General features: G+C 60.5%; 15 protein-coding genes and 1 pseudogene. 9 read left to right on the forward strand and 7 right to left on the reverse strand.

The genetic code is table 11. From position 1 onward, the window contains the following. Positions 1-7: 7 nt before the first annotated feature. Positions 8-1,573 (reverse strand): efflux transporter outer membrane subunit, encoded by a 1,566-nt coding sequence (locus ACFFWD_RS15030; RefSeq protein WP_376966351.1) that lies wholly within the window; start codon positions 1,571-1,573, stop codon positions 8-10. Positions 1,574-1,813: 240 nt separating this feature from the next. Here ACFFWD_RS15030 and ACFFWD_RS15035 point away from each other — a divergent pair, with 240 nt between their 5' ends. The 3 genes from ACFFWD_RS15035 to ACFFWD_RS15045 all read left to right on the forward strand — a co-directional run bounded on the left by ACFFWD_RS15035 (position 1,814) and on the right by ACFFWD_RS15045 (position 7,320). Further along, a complete protein-coding gene (locus tag ACFFWD_RS15035) occupies positions 1,814-3,031 on the forward strand; it encodes an efflux RND transporter periplasmic adaptor subunit (RefSeq protein ID WP_376966353.1) in 1,218 nt (405 codons plus the stop codon). Positions 3,032-3,068: 37 nt separating this feature from the next. Beyond that, entirely contained in the window at positions 3,069-6,293 is a 3,225-nt protein-coding gene (locus ACFFWD_RS15040) for an efflux RND transporter permease subunit (protein WP_376966355.1), read from the forward strand. A 697-nt stretch (positions 6,294-6,990) separates the two neighbouring features. Then, positions 6,991-7,320, forward strand: a complete 330-nt coding sequence (locus tag ACFFWD_RS15045; RefSeq protein WP_376966358.1) for a hypothetical protein — start codon at positions 6,991-6,993, stop codon at positions 7,318-7,320. A gap of 3 nt (positions 7,321-7,323) precedes the next feature. Here ACFFWD_RS15045 and ACFFWD_RS15050 read toward each other — a convergent pair whose 3' ends face one another. Next, positions 7,324-7,929, reverse strand: a complete 606-nt coding sequence (locus tag ACFFWD_RS15050; RefSeq protein ID WP_376966360.1) for a response regulator — start codon at positions 7,927-7,929, stop codon at positions 7,324-7,326. 156 nt (positions 7,930-8,085) lie between these two features. Between ACFFWD_RS15050 and ACFFWD_RS15055 the strand changes: the two genes are divergently transcribed. Beyond that, a complete protein-coding gene (locus ACFFWD_RS15055) occupies positions 8,086-9,705 on the forward strand; it encodes a sensor histidine kinase (protein WP_376966362.1) in 1,620 nt (539 codons plus the stop codon). 78 nt (positions 9,706-9,783) lie between these two features. Beyond that, positions 9,784-10,215, forward strand: a complete 432-nt coding sequence (locus tag ACFFWD_RS15060; RefSeq protein WP_376966364.1) for a Chromate resistance protein ChrB — start codon at positions 9,784-9,786, stop codon at positions 10,213-10,215. Here ACFFWD_RS15060 and ACFFWD_RS15065 read toward each other — a convergent pair. Together ACFFWD_RS15065 and ACFFWD_RS15070 are read right to left on the reverse strand one after the other, a co-directional pair. Next, positions 10,179-10,550 (reverse strand): annotated as a pseudogene (locus ACFFWD_RS15065) (hypothetical protein); the annotation flags it as partial. The gene ACFFWD_RS15060 and the pseudogene ACFFWD_RS15065 overlap by 37 nt on opposite strands. 443 nt (positions 10,551-10,993) lie before the next feature. Continuing rightward, complete coding sequence (locus ACFFWD_RS15070) at positions 10,994-11,344, reverse strand: hypothetical protein (RefSeq protein WP_376966366.1); 351 nt, start codon at positions 11,342-11,344, stop codon at positions 10,994-10,996. Between the two features lie 724 nt (positions 11,345-12,068). On the opposite strand from ACFFWD_RS15070, the gene ACFFWD_RS15075 reads away from it, so the two are divergent. After that, the gene (locus ACFFWD_RS15075; protein WP_376966368.1) at positions 12,069-12,521 is read left to right on the forward strand and encodes a hypothetical protein; all 453 of its coding nucleotides are present in this window, start codon (positions 12,069-12,071) and stop codon (positions 12,519-12,521) included. Positions 12,522-12,778: 257 nt separating this feature from the next. Beyond that, the gene (locus ACFFWD_RS15080) at positions 12,779-13,225 is read left to right on the forward strand and encodes a peptidoglycan-binding domain-containing protein (RefSeq protein WP_376966370.1); all 447 of its coding nucleotides are present in this window, start codon (positions 12,779-12,781) and stop codon (positions 13,223-13,225) included. 439 nt (positions 13,226-13,664) lie between these two features. Here ACFFWD_RS15080 and ACFFWD_RS15085 read toward each other — a convergent pair whose 3' ends face one another. Further along, positions 13,665-13,841 carry a hypothetical protein gene (locus ACFFWD_RS15085; protein ID WP_376966373.1) on the reverse strand — a complete coding sequence of 59 codons (177 nt, stop codon included), beginning with the start codon at positions 13,839-13,841 and terminating at the stop codon, positions 13,665-13,667. Between the two features lie 708 nt (positions 13,842-14,549). On the opposite strand from ACFFWD_RS15085, the gene ACFFWD_RS15090 reads away from it, so the two are divergent. Further along, entirely contained in the window at positions 14,550-15,389 is an 840-nt protein-coding gene (locus tag ACFFWD_RS15090) for a DUF1194 domain-containing protein (RefSeq protein ID WP_376966375.1), read from the forward strand. Positions 15,390-15,401: 12 nt separating this feature from the next. Here the strand turns inward: ACFFWD_RS15090 and ACFFWD_RS15095 are convergent, their stop codons facing one another. Then, positions 15,402-16,706, reverse strand: a complete 1,305-nt coding sequence (locus tag ACFFWD_RS15095) for an ABC transporter ATP-binding protein (RefSeq protein WP_376966377.1) — start codon at positions 16,704-16,706, stop codon at positions 15,402-15,404. Positions 16,707-16,719: 13 nt separating this feature from the next. Further along, a complete protein-coding gene (locus ACFFWD_RS15100) occupies positions 16,720-18,450 on the reverse strand; it encodes an ABC transporter permease (RefSeq protein WP_376966407.1) in 1,731 nt (576 codons plus the stop codon). 726 nt (positions 18,451-19,176) lie between these two features. On the opposite strand from ACFFWD_RS15100, the gene ACFFWD_RS15105 reads away from it, so the two are divergent. Further along, positions 19,177-19,596 (forward strand): hypothetical protein, encoded by a 420-nt coding sequence (locus ACFFWD_RS15105; RefSeq protein ID WP_376966379.1) that lies wholly within the window; start codon positions 19,177-19,179, stop codon positions 19,594-19,596. The last annotated feature ends 53 nt before the right edge of the window (positions 19,597-19,649 follow it).

Below are 19,649 nucleotides of genomic sequence, written 5' to 3' on the forward strand. Positions count from 1 at the left end.
GCGGAGTTTAGCGCGCTGGCGGAAACCCAGGCCAGAACCCCTGCTTCTGCTCGCTCGGGATTGGTTGAGTCGTCGCGGTTGCCGTTTCAAACTTCTGTTCAGGCGCGGGCGGACCTTCGCGGTTCCACCATCCGCCACCCAGCGCCACATAAAGAGCTGCCGTATCTGACAGGCGGCCTGCTTGTGCCTGCACCACCTGAATGAGCGCCTGCAAGTAGGTCGTCTGGGCGGTGAGGAGCACAAGGACGTTGGCATCGCCGGTTTCCATGCGCTGGCGCGCCAGATCGAAACTAACCTTGCCGGCGCGCTCGAAATCGCGCGCAGCCTTCAGTGCGTCGGCATCGTTTCGCAAAGCATGCAGAGTGTCGGCAACATTCTGCAGAGCTCCGATGACCGTGTTACGATAGGTCCAGGCCGCCTGTTCGAAAGTAGCTTGGGCCGCACGCTGTTGGTGATACAGCGTGAATCCGTCGAAGATGGTGTGCGCAGCATTTGCGCCCACCGTCCAGAGCACATTGGCGGGCGAAATCAAGTTGGCAAGCTCCAGCGACGTGTAGCCGTGGGTACCGCTGACCGTGAAATTCGGAAGCATGTTGGCGATCGCGACGCCGACAAGGGCGCCCGCCGAATGCAACTGCTGTTCCGCCGCGCGAACGTCCGGCCGCTGGTCGACCAGCTTGGACGGCAGGCTCACCGGCACGTCGGATGGCAGGCGAAACGATGTGAGCTTGAAGGTTTGGGCCGGCTCCTGGCTCGGATATCGGCCGGCGAGCGCCGAAAGGAGATCGCGCTGCACCGCCAGCTGTCGTCGCAGCGGCGGCAGCGTTGCCTTGACCTGCGCGAGAGCGGCTTCCTGGACGGCCACGTCGCTGCGATTGGCAAAGCCCGTCGCCAATTGCCGGTGCATGATATCAAGCATCTTCGTGCTGACATCGATGAGTTGAAGCGTCGCGTCAATTTGCGCGCGCAGTGCGGCCTCCTGGATCGCCGCGACGACCACATTTGAGGTCAGGGTGATGTAGGCGGCTTCCGCCTGAAAGCGCTGGGCATCAGCCAGCGCCTGCTGCGACTCGACATTCCGCCGGGTGAGACCCCATACGTCCAACATGTAGGAAACGGAGACTTGGGCGGTAAAAACATTAAAAGGGTTAATGGGTTTGCCGTCTGGCCCGACCGGCACCGAGGTCGCACCCAACGGATTGTCCGCGGCCTTCTGCCGTGTCGCGCTGAAGCCTCCCAGGACAGTCGGAAAAAACTTGCCTTCCTGCGCGTAGGCCAACTCCTGGACGGCCCGCAGCGCCGCAAGCTGCGACTGCAGATTGGGATTGGCGCGTAAGGATGCCTCGACCAGGGAGTTGAGCGCCGGCGAACGAAACAATTCCCACCATTTCGCCGAAACGTCCTTGCCTTGGCTAAAGTGCTGCGACTGGCCGAGAGATACGTCGCTCGAGCTGGTACGGCTGGCCAGGGGCGCTTTGCTATAGCCGTCGACATCGGGCGCGGCCGGAACGACGAAATCAGGCCCCACCGCACAGCCACCGAGCAGAGCAGTCGCAACCAGTACAGCGGCCATCGAATGTCCGAAGGGTATGATCGACATCTTGCTAGCAGACCGTGCTGATCGCCTCGGCGCCTGGGCCAGGCTGTCGCTATCAATCATTTCAGGTTTGCCGTGGCTGCGCTGTGATCCCCTTGCCACAACTGGCAAATATTGGCCGTCCAGGGAACTGTGATTTATCACAGTAGACCGGCGGCGGCCCCAAGACCATTGTCACGCCATTCGCCGATCAATTCCGCAAACGGATCTATGTCTATGACGCTCCCCGATAAAGGCGATCGAATCCGAGCAGCCGTTGTCGCCGCGGGACTTGCTGGGGCGGCCGCAGCCTTTCTGATTTGGCAGGTAGGCGACATCGGTTCGGGGCTTGCGGCGACCAACGCGAAGACTGAACGCGGAAGTCCGGAGACGGCACGTGATTCACTCACCGTCGACCTATCGGACAATCAGCTCGCGTGGGTGAAAGTCGAGCCGGTGCACCAGCAGGCTTTTCCTGTGGAAAAGGAGGCAGTCGGGACGATCCAGTTCAATGGCGAAGTGTCGACCGACGTGTTCACCCCCTACCCGGGCAGAATCATCGGCACGTTCGCGAGCATTGGGGACGACGTGAAGCGGGGCGAGACCCTGTTCACAATCAACAGCCCCGATCTGTTGCAGGCGGAATCGACCCTGATTTCCTCCGCCGGAACGCGGGAGTTCACGACCCGAAATCTGGCCCGCTTGAAAGAACTCTATACGACACGGGCGGTCTCGCAGAAGGACTTGGACCAGGCGACCTCCGACCAGCAGGCAGCCGAGGGCGCGCTGAGAGCTGCCCGCAATTCGGTGGGCCTGTTTGGCAAGAGTGATGCCGAGATCGATCGCATCATTGCCCAGCGCATGGCCGAATCCGTCCTCGTGGTTCCCAGCCCGATCAGCGGCCGGATCACGGCTCGCAATGCAGCGCCCGGCCTGTACGTGCAGCCGGGCAATGCGCCCGCTCCGTTCTCCGTGGCCGACATGGAGAGCATGTGGATGCTGGCTAACGTGGCTGAGACCGATAGCCCGGGCTACCGCATCGGCCAGGAGGTCCGCGTCAGGGTGGATGCCTTTCCCGGTCGCACCTTCTATGGAAAGATCACCAGGATCGGCGAGGTGGTCGACCCGACGACCCGACGTGTGCTGGTCCGCTCCGAAATCGCGAATGGACAGCACGAATTAAAGGCGGGGATGTTTGCGAATTTTGTCATCACGGTTGGCGCGCCGCTCACCTCGCCCGCCGTGCCCATGGACGGCGTCGTGCGCGAAGGCGACGGCACGATGACCGTGTGGGTGACCGCCGACCGCCGCCGCTTCACGCGGCGCACCGTCAAGATCGGCTCGCAGTACAACGGTGCGCGCCAGATCCTCGAAGGCGTGCAGCCGGGCGAACTTGTTGCCACCGAAGGGGCGTTGTTCCTGAGCAACGCGCTGGCCAACGGACCGCGGTCGTAGACAAACGCGCCGCAGTGCAGAGATTGAGAGGACATCGGTGCTGAGAGGAATACTTGCGTTCGGCTTGACGCGCCGCCCGATCATTCTCCTTGGCCTGTTGGTGTTCATCGGCGCGGGGCTCGCTGCCTATACCAAACTCAACATCGAGGCCTATCCCAATCCGGCGCCTGTGATCCTCGAAATTACTGCACAGGCGCCTGGCCTGTCGGCAGAAGAGATGGAGCGCTACTACACCATCCCGATGGAGGTCGGCCTCTCGGCGACCCCCGGCGTCAACGTCATCCGTTCGAACTCGTTTTATGGCTTGTCGTTCATTCGCGTCGTGTTCGACTATGGGATCGACTACTATTTCGCGCTTAATCAGGCGGCACAAAATCTGCAACAACGCGTAAACCTCCCGAACAATGTGCAACCGACAATTCAGGGCGGCAGCCTGGTCGGCGAGATCTTTCGCTATCAGCTCGTCGGCCCGCCAAACATTGGGCTGACCAATCTTCGGACCCTCCAGGATTGGGTGCTGCAACGCAGGTTATTGACCGTCCCCGGCGTCGTTCAGGTCAACACCTGGGGCGGCACGACCAAAGAATTTGAAGTGGACGCCGATCTCAACAAGCTCGATGCCTATAACGTTACGCTGTCGCAGCTGATCAGCGCCATCGGCAACGCCAACATCAATGTCGGGGGACGGACCATCAACGTCGGTCAGCAGTCCGTGAATATTCGTGGCGTGGGCCTCCTTGACAGCGGCGGCGAAAGCGATCTGACGCAGGGCTATCGCGTTAGCGACATTGAGAACATTGTCTTGACACAGTCGAATGGCGCGCCGGTCCAGATAAAGCATGTTGCCAGGGTCTATGTCGGCAATCTGCCGCGGCTTGGCAAAGCTGGCCGCGACAGAGAGGACGACGTTGTCGCCGCCATCGTGGTGATGAATCGGACGCTGCATACCAATGACGTGTTGCCGCGGGTCGCGGCGGAGATCGAGAAAATCAACAGCGACGGCACGCTGCCGCCCGGTGTCAAGCTCGTCCCGTACTATGACCGTGGCACGCTGGTGTCGGTCACCACCCGCACGGTGCTCCACAACCTGATCTTCGGATGCCTCCTGGTTTTTTTCATCCAGTGGGTTTTCCTCGGGAACTTCCGCAGCGCGGTCATTGTCGGCGTCAATATCCCCTTTGCCTTGTTTTTCAGCATCATCATCCTGGTGCTGCGCGGCGAGGACGCCAATCTCCTGTCTATCGGCGCGGTCGATTTCGGTATCATTGTCGATTCCGCCGTCATTCTCGTTGAGAATATCTTCCGGAATTTCCAGACCCGACCTGAAGAGCGCCAGACGCTGCTCGATCAGCTTGCCGGCGGCCGCCTTGGCGTCGATCCAACCCGAACGGGCGACGCCGGAAGCACCTGGACCGATCGCTTGCGAGTTATCTATGCGAGCGCTTTGCAGGTCGACAAAGCGGTGCTTTTCTCCACCCTGATAACGGTCGCAGCGTTCGTGCCGCTCTTCACCATGCAGGGCGTCGAAGGTCAGATCTTCAATCCAATGGCAAAGACGTATGGCTATGCGCTGATCGGCGCGTTGATCGCGACCTTCACCGTTACGCCGGTGTTGACCTCCTACCTGTTGCCAGAGCACATCGAGGAAGCGGAAACCTTCGTGGTGCGTATCCTGCGCAAGACGTATACGCCCGTCCTTCGCTGGTCGTTGGCGCACCGCAAGACCATGGTTGCGGTCGGGCTCGGATTTCTGGCGTTCATCGGCTTTTTGATCCCGCGTCTGGGCACCGAGTTTCTGCCGCATCTCGAGGAAGGCAATCTCTGGATTCGTGCGACCATGCCGCCGACGATATCGCTCGAAGCCGGTATGCCGATCGCAAACAGGATGCGCGAGATTCTGCTCCGCCATCCGGAAATTACCACGGTGGTCACCCAGCACGGCCGCCCCGACGACGGTAGCGATGCCGCTGGCTTCAACAATCTGGAGATTTTCGCCCCGCTCAAGCCATTCGAACAATGGCCCGCGGGAAAAACGAAAGAGGATCTGATCACTCAGGTCCAAACGGAGTTTTCGAATGAGCTTCCCGGGGTCGAGCTTAATTTCTCGCAGTATATCCAGGACAATGTTGAAGAAGCGCTCTCAGGTGTGAAGGGCGCCAACTCCATCAAGATCATGGGGCGCGACCTGGCAACGCTGGAGCGACTCGCCGATCAGGTCATGCGAGAGGTGGGGCAGGTCAGGGGCGTTACTGACCTTGGAATCTTCCACGTCCTGGGCCAGCCCAACCTGAACATCAAAGTCGACCGGGAGAAAGCCGCGCGCTATGGCCTCAATGTCGGCGATATCAATACTCTGATTCATGCGGCTATTGGAGGCACGGTTGCAACCACGCTGCTCGAAGCCGAGCGGCAGTTCAACGTAACGGTGCGGCTCGCGGCAAAATACCGCGACGAAATCGACAAGGTGCGCGCGGTCAAAGTCGGATTCCAGACCAGTGGTGGCGGCAATGCCTACATTCCCCTGAGCGAGCTCGCCGACATCTCCCTCGACACTGGTGCGAGCTACATTTGGCGGGAGCGTAACGAACGCTATATTCCAGTCAAATTCAGCGTGCGCGACCGTGATCTCGGAAGCACGGTGGAGGAAGCCCAGCGGCGCGTCGCACAGAACGTCAAGCTTCCGAACGGCTACCGCATTACTTGGGCTGGCGAGTTCGATTCGCTGCAGCAGGCCAAGGCACGCCTGGCAATCATCGTTCCAGTCAGTCTCGCCATCATCCTCGTCCTGCTTTATGGCCTGTTCAATTCATTGCGCGACAGCCTGATGGCGCTCGCCGGCATCCCATTTGCGGCTGGCGGCGGAGTCATGGCGCTCTATTTCTCCGGACTGGATTTCAGCATCTCGGCGGCGGTCGGATTCATCTCCTTGTTCGGCGTGTCGGTGATGAATGGCATCCTGATCACGACGTACTATAATGAGGTGAGGGCCAGCGGCCGAGGAACGATCGATGCAATGTTCCACGCCGCCGAGCAGCGGATGCGCCCGATGTTGATGACGGCGCTTTCCGCGTGCATTGGCTTATTGCCGGCCGCGGTCTCGAGCGGCATCGGCAGCCAGGTGCAACGGCCGCTCGCGGCGGTGGTGGTCGGAGGAATGTTCATCGGACCAATCGTCCTGCTGGTGGTCGTACCCGCGCTACAGACCCTGCTGACGCGCAATGAAACCGGTTCACCGCCGGCGGCAGAGGCGAACGAGGCCTAAGATGTGGCGGAAATCTGCGCAGGGCTTGCTTGTACCCAAAGGCCGGGCAGGGAGGCGGAGCGTTCCCTTGATTGTTGCGCTGCTTGGTGTGCTCATCATGCAAGGAGGCCGCGCCCAAGAGGCTGCGCCGACGGGGAGCGGAGGCACTGATGCTGGACCAATCGACACCAGCATTACCGTGCAGCCCAGCCGCGTCACCAAACCCGCCCAAGATATCAGCGGCATGAAAACCAAAAGCGGCCTTGCCGTCCAACAACCAGGTCAACAGGCTCCCCGCACGCCCAATGACCTCACGACACCAAACGCCATTGGTTTTCCGGTCGCCAAGCCTGGCGCGCCTCAACCCGGCCTGCCAGGGGGCTCCCGCCCGGTGCCCCAGTCAGGCCTGGCACCGGCCAGTCCGATCGCGTCCGGAAATGCGGGGGTGGCGGCGGGCGCCGGCACAAAGTTGGCCGCTCCGGCTACAATAAACCGTGCCGTCAACGGAACCGCCATGACGCACCTTGGCACCAGTCCTGCTGGGATGGTCCAGGGCACGCCAAAGAGCTTGGGGACGGTCACCGGCACCAGCTTGCAGCGAAGGCGGTGAGGGTCGGATAGCTGGTCGATACGCTACCTATTGCCCGGCGTGGGGCGCGAACATAGAATATGAATATTGGAGCTGATTTGGTGTCGACCTTGACAAGGATGTCGAGCGATGCCTGCCAAGTTGGACCAGCAGATCACGTCCTTGCATCCTCCGCCTTCCCGGCGCTTGCGGATGTTGGCCCTTTTTCTGCGCGCAGCCTTTATCCTGGTCTTGGTGATTTTGACGGCGCGCGTCAGCTTCCCCCAAAGCGAGAAAATCTGGAGCGTTTATGAGACCCCTGGCGACCTGATCAGGCTGGTTGTGGGCGCAGTCCTTTGCCTCTGGATCGCAATCCATCTCTTCAGACCTCCCAAGGACCCCGAAGCATCTCGGACCTGGGTCTACTTCAGTCTGCTTGCCGTGCCCTTCGTTTTGATCTGCCTGATCGCCATTTGGTGATCCTTAAGGATCGATCAAACCGCCGGCCGCCGCTTTACCGACAGCTTCGATCCGGGTTGCTGCTCCAAGTTTTGTGCGAGCGTTATCGATATGAAAGTCGACCGTGCGCTTCGCCAGGCCGACAATTTGGGCAACTTCTGCAGACGTCTTGCCACGCGCCGCCCAGGTCAAGCATTCCACTTCTCGATCATTCAGCTCAATGAGCCGCGGCCATAGCTCCGTGCGCGCCACCCCGGCGAGCCGGGCCTTGATGATGGCGGCGAGCAGGTCAAAGTCGATCGGTTTGGTGACGTAGTCGTCGGCTCCAAGGCGTCGGCCTCTGAGTTCGTTGTCACGATCGGTGAGCGCGGTCAGGAAGATGAACGGCATCTTGGCAAACCGGGGCGCCAGCGCGATCAACCGCTCGAGCAGCTCGAAGCCGGACATTGCCGGCATACTGATGTCCGACAGCACCAGATCCGGCGCGTTCCTCAGGATCGCAGCAAGACCTTCGTGACCGTCGTGCGCAGTGCTGACCTCGTAGCCCCGATCGATCAGATCCTCGGCAATCAAAGCCGCGGTCTCGCGGTCATCCTCGATGCAAAGGACCCTCTTGGGCGGTTCGGACATCGTGCAGCCTGAAGAACCTCGATGGAACTAAAGTCAACTTTGTGGTATAATGATACTTAAAGGCTTCGATCTTGTCAAAATCCGAGTTTCCAGACTAGGCCAAAATAGCTGATTCTCTTAAGTTTCTGGCATCTTGCAAATTCAAGGTTGGGCCCAATGTGGCAAACGCATTCAGTCCGATCCCAGCTTGCATCCGTCTTCGTTTTCTTCTTCCTGCTGGCCGGCGCACTCGGCCTGTTCAGCATCTCTCAGCTCAGCAGCTTCAATCGGCTTTCCGCCAACGTCGCGGAAGTATGGCTTCCGACCATCCGCGCCCTCGGCGATCTCAACAACTTTACATCCGACTTCCGGGCGATCGAGGGCGGCCACCTTCTGTCATCGGATCCGTCCGAGATCGCCGCAACCGAAAAGGAAATGGAAAATCTCGATCGATTGATTGCGCAGGCCGAGCGTAGCTTCGAGGAGATCCGGCACGATGCCACCGAAGACGATCTCTACGCCAAATTCAAGGATCGCTGGAACGACTATCGCAAGATAGTCAATCAGATGCTCGACTTCTCGCGAGACAATCGCAAGGCCGATGCGATCGCGATCCACAGAGGCAGCTCGCACGCTGCCTACAACGCGGTCAGTGATTCACTGAACCAGCTCACCGACCGCGCGGTGGCGAACTCCCGGGTCGCAAGCGATCGTCTAGCGTCGACCTATCGGCGCGCGTTCTGGCTGATCGGGCTCGCCATTGCCATCGCGGGCCTCATGGTAGCCGGTGCGCTCGTCTATATCGGCCGCGTCATTTCGAAACCGCTGCTCGATCTTGCGCGCCGCATGCATCGTCTTGCCGCCAATGACACCAGCATCGATTTTCCCGGCATCGAGCGACGCGATGAGATCGGCGAGATGGCGCGCGCCGCCGTGGTGTTCCGCAGCAACGCAATAGAGCTGATGGAGAGTCAGCGCACGCTCGCCGAGCAAGCCGCAGTGCTGAAGGAGCAGCTCGAACAGGAGCAACGCCTAGCCTTGCTGCAGCGCAATTTCGTGACGATGGCTTCGCACGAGTTTCGCACGCCTTTAACCAACATCGACGGTCACGCCCGGCGCCTGATCAAAATGAAAGACCGGCTGCAGCCCGACGATATCGACGAGCGGGCGGGCCGGATCCGCGGATCGGTGCTGCGGTTAACCCTTTTGATCGACAACTTGCTGAATTCCTCTCGCCTGATCGAAGGCGGGCCCGCGCTGCCCCTCGACCTGACGGATATCGATATCGCGGCCATGTTGCGCGAGGTGTGCCAGCTGCATCGTGAGATCGCGCAAGGGGCACCGGTCGTCGAGCGGTTTGCGACGATACCCTTGCAAATGCGAGGCGACCCAAAGTTGCTTTTTCAGCTCTTCAGCAATTTGCTGTCGAACGCGATCAAGTATTCTCCTGGAGATAAGGCAGTCGAGGTCGATGCCACCATCGCGTCCGACGAAATCGTGGTTTCGGTTGCGGACCAGGGGATTGGCATTCCCGCCGGCGACATGGATCGCCTCTTTGGACGCTACCATCGCGGCAGCAACGTATCGGGGATCGTCGGAACGGGCGTGGGTCTTTACCTGGTCAAGATGGTGAGCGAGCTTCATGGTGGCCGGGTCCATGTCGAAAGCCAGGAAGGAAAAGGATCCCGGTTTACAGTTTGGTTGCCTGTCAAGTCCAACTCGGAATTTGGCCAGCTCGACCACCGTAGCACTGGTGCCCCCGACGAAACGCCTCTTGCTGAGGCGCGCCCAAGTTGATCTCCGTGGGTAGGATTCTGATCCGACAATTTGCGCCTATTTGGAGTCAAGGCCCATTGAAGCGCACGACCGCAACGTATGCTGACGGCCGAGCGGCCGACACGCCCCTTCCACGACAACGGTCAGCAGGAGAAGGTCGTCGGTCGCTTCAGCGCGGAGCGCGACGAGCAATATCGCGAATTCCTGGGGCGCTGCTCGGAGTTCGAAAAGGAGATCGCGAAGGAGTTCTCGATCAACAAGTTTACTTACGCGGAACTCGAGGAGGAGGACACTGATCTCAAGAAGCTTCAGGGGTGGCTCGAGAAGATCAAGAAGCTTGATTTCTATGGCGCGCCTGTTCCTGTCGGAAATCAGGTTCTTGCGAAGATAAAGTCGACATCCGCAATGCGATTGTCGAAATACTCGAAATCGATCACGGCGACCTTTGCGTCCCACGGATCAAGAATATGGATGTTAGTCCCACGTGAACTACCGTCGCCCAAAAGCCCAAATAAAACGAGGGCATGTTGATCCGCCGCGGGCCTAGTCAGATAGTTAAAATATCCAAATGCCGCTGCCGCTGACTTAAGCAAAACCTTCTCCAGCAAGGAAACGGTCAGTCTCCGAGCACCACGCATGTCATGGCAAAAAAGATGAGCTGCTCTAGCGAGGGCAATGGCTGAAGCAGGAGGAAGTGACCCATTTTGGTTGATTTGAACTCCGGCCGCCCTTGCCAAGTTCTTTACGTGGTCGACGCCCGCCAGCGAGTGGCGCCCCATAACGATGGCAACAGCCGTCGCCCAACAGTCATCAGGGTTTGGCTGCTGAATGTGATCGACGTGGTGCAAGTGGTTGATTCTTGCCATTCCCGGGCCCTCCGGCAATTTGCTGGCCCACCTAGTTACCCCTATCACGTCTAGCCTCCGTGCACAGCAGCACGTTGGCCCACCCGCTCACTGCCGTCCTACGGCCTCGACGCTTCAGCCGCGGGGCCGGTATGATCTCCGCTCGTACCAAGGCCGCGTTGGCGGGCCGCGAGGCGCCGCGGCACGAAACTCGGCGGCAATATTCCGAATGGGTAGGTAACCAATGAATACCCGGGTCGTCGGCTATCAAATGAAGCCGTGGACTGCCGAGGAAGAGCAGCGGATCATACAATTGAAAGAGGCCAGAAACACTTCCCGGGAGATTGGTCGGCTTTTGGGACGCAGTCCCCGGGGCGATCGAGGCGCGATTTCGCAAGTTGCGACGAGAGCGATCCGTACAGAAACGACCGTTAGCCTGAACGACGGCAACGGGCTTCGCGTACTTAGTATCCGCAATCTGCGTAGTGCTTGCTGGCGAGCCTGTACTGTGAGCCCACCTCGACGAAGTCGACATCGAGGCACTGGTTACCTCGCCGAAATTCGCCCAGGCCCTCGCAGCGAAGATATTCGAGATTGATGCGCCAGCGTCTTTCGCGGGGATTGTAGGTTGCAAAATCGCGTTGAGCGGCGGGTGGGGATTTGCAAATTCCAGCTATGTAGTGCCGAACCTCCGGCGGCAAGCCGTTGATGTGGTGCGGGTTCCAAGGGTCGTCTTTGTTCATTGAGCCAGAGACGGCTTCCGGTGTGCTCCAGACGAGCAGGCAGAATGCGAGCGACCAGATCCGGATTGCCATTTGACGCTCTCCTAATGTAGCGCTTGTCTCCTCGTGTCTCGGTCAACGGCTCGTATTGGTGTTATGTCTCAGCCAGACAAACAGCTGGACGCCAAGGAAGATTTCGCAAAGACCTACAATGATTAGCAGCCTATCGATCCACGGGCTCGCCAGCTAGTGACTTGCGTGTATTATCGCCAACGCAGCAAGTAGGACACTGAAGACGACGAGCTGCCCCGCTAATCGCGGCGGCACCTTGCGCTCTCGTGCCTGTGCGGTCATGCCTTTATGCTACAGCACAGCACTTACACGGAACTGACGGAACGATCGTCCACGTTTAACATGCTGCGCGATCACGCCGTACTAATGGACGCGCCGGAAAGGTGTTCCGTTGTTGGCACCAGCGGCAGTGCCCTGGTTTCGAGATGCGGAAGCCGCGGCGCTTGGAGCCGGTGGCGGCGGAGCGGTGCGCCGCCTCAGATCGCCAGCGGCCCCGCCCTCATCGGCCGGCTGTTTCGCTTCGGATGCCGCTCACCGCGCCCGCATCACCCATCGCCACTAACGGAAGTTTCCACCAGGACCCCACGGCCAAGTCGGAGGGGCGCGGTTGTCTTTATCGGGCTTCACGCTGAAGCCCCGTCTGAAGGCGAACCAAATGAAGCCGACGAGGGCTATCAGGCAAATCGGAGCAAGAATCCAATCGGGCATTGTCCGAGTCCTCCAGTAGGGCCCGCCTCCACCCCAGTTGGTCGCGCCGATCCTGGGCCGAGTTCAATACGGACGCCGCGCGCCGGGCCAGCCGCGGCCGTCCAGCGCGCTGATCGCCTCGGCCCGCTCACGCGGCAACCGCCGCTACGTTTTCCGCCGCAAGGGCCATAGGCGAGTCGCCATCAAGGGCAAGTCGGGCTCACAGGAATTCATGGACGCCTATCACGCGCTGATCGAGCAGACCGGCGGCGCGCCGTCCACGGAAATCGGGAAGCATAAGGCGAAAGCCGGCACGGTCGACGCATGGATGGTGGCCTACTACAAGCATGGTCAAGCACACATGGGCCACGTATGGCGAGACCTACGGCAGGCCGCCTCCTATCGCGCAGATCGTGGCGAGTTGCACCGCCGGCCGATTCAAGCTCGTCGACCTACGCGGTCGGATTGCGCGCGTGACACACTCGCGGCGACTACTGAAGTACATCGTTGACGCCACGGACAAGATGCCGGTGCCAAGTGACGACGGCTTGTGGTAGGGAGCGCGCCGCTTCAAGCGCGCTTGTGGCGCGCTCCGGACACGGTGCATCGGAGCGGCGGCACAAACCGGCGCGGGCTCACTGATAGGTCTCCTCGCCGGCACGATGGACGGTGGACGCCGTCTACAAGCAGGCCGTCCCCGCAAGTTGCTGCGCAGGCATTTTCGTGAGAGATTAAGGTTCCAGTGTCCGTTTAATCCTGGAACCTTCGATGCTGCACCAGAAGCTTCGCGCCAATCTGTGGCGGGACAAAAAGCGGGCGCAGGAAGCCGCGTCGATGTCGGGCCGTGCGATGAGGCACGGCGAAAAAGAAGGGGATGGTTCCGTCCGTGCTTTGCAAGGCGCGCTGTTCAGATTGCAGTTTAACTCTTACCGGTTGCCAGCTGAGCATCGGCCACAGACGGCAAATACCAACCCGTATACTTTGTCGAATGTGAACGCGAGCTGGGGGCCGTTCTTCATAACAAAAGCGCCTGACATTCCTCCCGGGAAGCGGCATCCCTCCGCCGAACGAGCGGAATTTGGAATTGTCTACGGACCTCAGACAGAGTTGTCGGTCCGGCTGTTCCAGCAACAAGCTGGATTCAGAGCCGATGGGCTGGCAGGAATGGTCACGCTCCATCGGATCGACGAGATCCTTGTCTATCTGGGCGAATAGTGGCGCGGCGCCCGTCCGTCTGCGGAATTTTTCGGCCCTCGCCGTCGCGCCTCGCAATCAGCGACGGGGGGTTCAGGTGCTGGTCAGGTTAACGAGCTACTATTCCAATGCTTCGCCCTCTTGGGGGTCCGCGACCCCCCAAGAGGGCGACGCCCGCGCGGGGACTGGCCTCTTGCACCTTTTGGACAACGGGGACGGGAGGCCAGACGCGCGTCGCGGCTGGGCGTTATGAAAACCCACCACGCATCCGCCCGCGTGCGGATTTTTCTGAGCCGCCCTCAGGGCATGGCGCCGAACCACATCACGAGCGCGACCATCGCGAGTAAGACGACGATCACTATTGCCTCGGTCATGGGTATTCCCTTTTCGGCCATGGCTCGGCCTCCGCGCGGGGAAACCTGATGCTGCGGCGAAGTGCGCGAGTCGCCTATGAACTGACTCACAGGCGGCGTGCCTCTGCGTCACGGCTGGGGGTGATGAAAACGAACGCATAAGCGGGCGCCGGGTATTGCTCGCGAGCGACGCGCACCGCCTCCGCCGCGGAGTCGGCGGTCACCCGCATCTGGAAAATGCTCTGATCGGCCTTGTGCTGGAAGGCCACCACAAAGGTCGGCATGAGGTTCCGTGTCGCTGCCCGGGACACAATTCCCCGGGTGCCTCTTGGGACCGCATGATGCGTGCCAGAATTTGTGTGCCGGATTGGAGCATCTGGAACGTTTGCGAGGTCATACTCACCCGACCTGAACCCCACAGGTCTTTGCCAAACTCAAACACTTGCTCAGACAAGCGGCCGCCCGAACGGTCGAGGCTGTTTGCCGAGCATTCGGCGAGGCCCTGCAGCTTTTCTCATCCGAAGAATGCGCAAGCTACTTCGCAAACTCACGATATGGACGAACCTAAACTCATCACGCTTTAGGCATTGGGACGCGGGATGACCAGTGCACCATGCTGATGCCGTGCGCCTCCATAGGCGACGCCCTGGGGTTCGCCATCAGCTCGGCGCGCGAGATCGCAAATGAGACCTCCGGGCTCGCGATGATCCCGCACCACGGGATGGTGTCTTGACCGTATGCATCGACCTGACGAAGGATGCCCGGGGTAACAAGTATAAACACGCCCGCCGGTTCAAGCCGGCGGGTTTTTCCTTGCGGCGTGATACGCTAGCGGTCTCCCGAATAGCGGTTCCAAAAAAGATATGCGGGCAGGGTGCCGTCGGCACATTGCCAACCTTGTCCATCCCATTAACTTGAACGCGACGGAACCACGTTCAGCTTTCCGGGGTTCTGTTTGGATGTCACCATCCCTCGGGATGCGGAGGTCCACGATGCGGTGGCGTATCTCATTGGGTGCGGCGCTCGTCAGCTGCATACTCGCCGGCAATGATACCGCAGGCATTGCCGCGCCGGGTGAAAGACCGGACGTGGCGGACAAGCAAACCGCACCTTCGGTCGACGTCGAACTCGTCATCGCGGTTGACGTCTCCTATTCGATGGATTTGGACGAACTCGCGGTCCAGCGCGAGGGTTATGCCCAGGCCATCGTCTCCAAGGAATTCCTGCAGGCGCTGCGGGGCGGTCCGAACGGCAAGATTTCGGTGACTTACCTCGAATGGTCCGCCTCAAGCGACCAGAAGATCATCATTCCCTGGCGTGTGATCGACGGACCGGAGACCGCCGACGCCGTCGCCAATGAAATCATGCAAACGCCGGTCCGGCGAGGATCGCGGACCTCGATTTCAGGGGCGATACAGTTCGCGATGCCGCTATTCGACGAGAACCCGCAGCGCGGATTTCGGCGCGTGATCGACATCTCCGGCGACGGACCGAACAACAACGGCCCGCCGATTACGCCGGTTCGCGACGAGGCGCTGGCGAAGGGCATCGTCATCAACGGCCTGCCCATCATGATCAAGGAGCCGTCCTATTCGACGATGGATATCGACAACCTCGATTGGTACTACGAGGATTGCGTCGTCGGGGGCCCCGGCTCGTTCGTCGTGAGCATCAAGGACCGCGACCAATTCAAGGAGGCCATCCGCACGAAGCTTCTGCTCGAGGTCGCGGGCAGGACTCCCGAACACCGGGTCGTTCCCGTCGCGGGAACGGAGCCGCGCGTCAGTTGCACGATCGGCGAGAAAATCTGGCAGGATCGCTGGGGGCGTTAGGCGCTCCGTTCCCTAGCTCGGGTTTTCGAGACTGAAGGTTTCGGACTGCTCGTCGTAGGCGAACAGCTCCGCGTAGCGGCCCCATGAAACGATTGTCTTGAGTGTTTCGTCCGCGTAGTCCTCAGACATGTAGTCCTCAAGTTCGTTGCGGAAGCGCGCGGCCGGAGCAGCGTGGGAAGGCCGCTCGTCGAGCACCCGGCGGATCAGGCCCATAACCGGTACATAACTTAGGAGATGCTCGGCAAACAGTTTCTTACGCCCGTCGGTCTCAAGATGTGCGAAATGTTTGCCGGATTCGGTGAGAGTGAGATCGCCCTCGCTTAAGACGGCAAATCGCAACAACTGCAGCGCTTCTCCGAGATGGAAGAGTTCGTCCGCTTCCATCTGCAGATGACTGGCGAGCACCGGGAGGTCGGCATGACCATTGTAGGGCGGTGCGGCCAACGTCTCGATCAGACCGGAGAGCACGTTCGACGAGACATGATTGAGAACCATGCCGACGCCGCTACCGGGAATGCCATCAACGGTCGGCGCCTTCGGCTCGGGGCGCTGCGTCATGCGGGCATAGATTTGATCGACGAGTTGACGGAACACCGGATCGAGCCGATTGCGCGGGTGAGGCAGGTCGACCTTGATTTCGGCGGCGACGCGCCCCGGGTTCGCGGAGAAGACGAGGATGCGGTCGCACATCAGAACCGCCTCCTCGATGTTGTGCGTTACCATCAGCACGGATTTGATGGGCAGCCGGCCCTCGATCCAGAGATCGATGAGGTCGGTGCGCAGCGTCTCGGCGGTCAGCACGTCCAGCGCCGAGAACGGCTCGTCCATCAACAGCAGGTCCGGATGCACCACCAGGGCGCGTGCGAAGCCGACGCGCTGGCGCATGCCGCCCGACAACTCCTTCGGATATGCCGACTCGAAGCCGTCGAGACCGATCAGGTCGATCGCAGCGAGGGCGCGGCTTCGGCGCTCGTCGCTATCGACGCCGAGCGCCTCCAGTCCGAGCTCGACGTTCTGCAGCACGGTCAGCCATGGAAACAGCGCGAACGATTGGAAGACCATTGCGACGCCGTTCGGCGGCCCCTTGATGGTCTGGCCGCGGCATTCCGCTTCTCCGGACGAGGGCGCGACCAGACCCGCGATGATCCGCAGCAGCGTCGATTTTCCGGATCCAGACCGGCCGAGGAGGCCAACGATTTCGCCCGAGCGGATTGTCAGATCGACCTTTTCGAGCACCAAGAGCTCCTCGCCACTGCCTTTCGGAAAGGACCGGCAGACGCTGCGGATGTCGATAAGCGTGGGTTGGGGCTCGAGCATGACTACCTCCCGATCAGCCGAGGCGAAGGCGGCGTTCGCCGAAGGCGTAGAGCGGCCTCCAGAGCAGACGATTGAAGAGCGTCACCAGAATGCACATCACGGCGATTCCGAGAACCACGCGCGGGAAATCGCCAGCTTCCGTGGCCGCTGCGATGTAGGCGCCGAGCCCCTTCGCCGTCAGATGCGTATCGCCCCAGCTCGCGACTTCGGCGACGATCGATGCATTCCATGATCCCCCGGATGCCGTGATGGCACCGGTGACATAATAGGGAAAGATGCCGGGCAGGATCACCTTGATCCACCACCGCCATCCTGTGAGATGGAAGCTGCCTGCAGCCTCCCGCAGGTCGGTCGGAAAGGCGCTCGCGCCAGCGATCACGTTGAACAGGATATACCATTGGGTACCCAGGATCATCAGCGGGCTGAGCCAGACGTTCGGGTTCAGGCCGTAACGAACGATGAGTACGACGAAAACCGGGAAGGCCAGGTTGGCCGGAAACGCAGCCAGAAATTGCGCCAGCGGCTGTATCCGCTCGGCGAGCTTCGGCCGCAGTCCGATCCAGACCCCGACAGGGACCCAAATCAGTGACGCCAGCGCGATCAGAACGACGACGCGGATCAGTGTGAGGACGCCGTCTCCCAGCGCGATTGCGACGTCCGAGGCGTCGAGATTCGCGGAAAGGTATCGATAGGCCTTCCACGCGGCGTAGCCGGTGCCCGCGACGATCAGCGCAAGCCAGGCAGCATCAAGGATGCGCGACGGGGCGCCACGTTTGACTTTCGTCAGACCTTTGGGAAGACGGAGGTGCAGCGTCGAAATGGCCTTGTTCGCGGCCGCAAGCGGAAACGTCAGCCCGCGCAGTGCGCGGGTGCGCCGGAACAGGTCAAGCACCCAGGAGGTTGGCGCCTCGCCCGAGGCGGTCTGTTCGAAGCGGAATTTGTCAGCCCAGGCCACGATCGGACGGAAGAGCAATTGATCGTAAGCAATGATGACGAGAAGCATCGTCAGGAGAGCGTAGCCGATCGCGGGCAGGTCCTTCTCCTGGATGCCAAGCGCAACATAGGAGCCGATGCCTGGCAAGGTGACGGTGGTATTGCCGACGGTGATGGCTTCTGACGCCACCACGAAGAACCAGCCGCCGGACATCGACATCATCGCGTTCCAGATCAGGCCGGGCATGGCGAACGGCACGTCGAGCCGCCAAAAGCGCTGCCAGCCCGAGAGATGAAAGCTTTGAGACGCCTCTTCGAGGTCCTTCGGCACGTTGCGGATCGACTGGTACATGCTGAAGGTCATATTCCAGGCCTGGCTCGTGAAAATCGCGAACACGCAGGCAAGCTCGGCGCCCAACACCTGGCCGGGAAACAGGTTCAGAAAGAACACGACCGTGAAGGTCAGGAAGCCCAGGATCGGTACCGACTGCAGAATGTCGAGGAGCGGGATCAGGACCATCTCCAGCCGGCGGCTCTTGGCGGCGAGGGCGGCATAGACGAAGGTAAAGACAGTCGAGCAGACGATTGCCAGCAGCATCCGCATGGTGGTGCGCAGGGCATAGAAGGGGAGGTGGATCGGATCGAGCGACACGGGAGCAGTATCGAGCGCGGACAATGGCAATGTGGTCTGCTCACCGCCGTAGGCGATCAGCACCATGATGCCGACGACCAGAATGAGCGCGACGAGATCCCAGACGTTGGGCCGCAGTGCCTGGCCCAGCGCGGCCGGGCGAAAATCCTGCAAGTTCATGACGGCCGCTCCGGCTAGAATTCCGCGTGCAACCGGCCCGAAAAGATCGATGACCGGGCCGCGGTCGGCGTTATAGGCGGGGTTCACGATGAACTGGTAGTCGGCCGTAAGCGTGACGTTCTTGTTCACGGAATAGGCGTAGTAGAGAATGCGGCGGGAAATGCACCTTATGCGTTGAAGGCTCTTGACAACCTATTGAAATCGCAGCAAATGCGATCGCCCTCCGAGCGCACCAGGGCAATAAGTCGTTGATGCGAAAAACATTTTTCGCGATTTTTCTATTCCCACGTTGTTACCCATAGCGCGCGTCAGTTTTTGCTCTGCGCAATCTCCCCTGTTTGATCTCGCGCGTCTTGGTGCAGTGCTTGCTCGTGCGGTCTGTCGCATCTTTATTTGAGCCAACGCCCCCGCGAAACCAGCATCTCCTCACGCGAGAGGAATGGCGTGGCCCAGCGTAGAAATCGGCGGGCTCGTACTCTGATCACCCTGCCAACACCCGTTTGAGATCGTCGTACTCGAACGCGCAGGGCCCCGCGCGGGATGGCTCGATGAGGAGCGAAGCTCTGAACAGCGATGAACCGGCTTGTGGAGCTCCGCGATCGGTGCTGGCTGTTTGGCGGTTCTCAAGAACCGGCGGCCCGGGAATGCTGAGGATGATGAACAGGCCAGCCGTGCGGCCCGATTTGGTCCCCATTCGTGTGAAACGCGCCTTGGAGGGTCGAATTCGTGATAGTGTTCGCTTCCGGTCCTTGCTATCCCGTGCTCTCGATGAAATGGCAACTCAGCCACAGGCGGCGTCTTTTTGCACCTGCGCTACGCGGGATGCTGACCGTTTGCCTTACATTGGCATACGTCATCGTTGGGGTTGCTGGAGAGATTGTCTGCGCCGAGGAGACGCTTGCGTCCGTTGAGCAGGCCGAGCAGGTCGAACTTGCCGCTATGCCCGGCAAAGCGGACCAGGATTCGAAGAAGCCGGCCGTCACTGTCGTTGATCATTGCTACACCTGTGTTCCCTTGCTCCTTCCGCCGCCTGTCCTGGTAGCCGAGCCGACGTCAAAGTCGGCCCCGCCGACATACGCCACGCCGACGTTTCTTCTTGAAGATCACCCGGGACTCGATACGCCGCCGCCCAAATACCGGATCTAAGCGTCTCCTAAGAGCGCGCGAGCGCTCGAATCGATCGCTTGGCCAGGTAACTC

It is taken from the genome of Bradyrhizobium erythrophlei (genome assembly GCF_042430365.1).
Taxonomy (GTDB): Bacteria; Pseudomonadota; Alphaproteobacteria; order Rhizobiales; family Xanthobacteraceae; genus Bradyrhizobium; species Bradyrhizobium erythrophlei.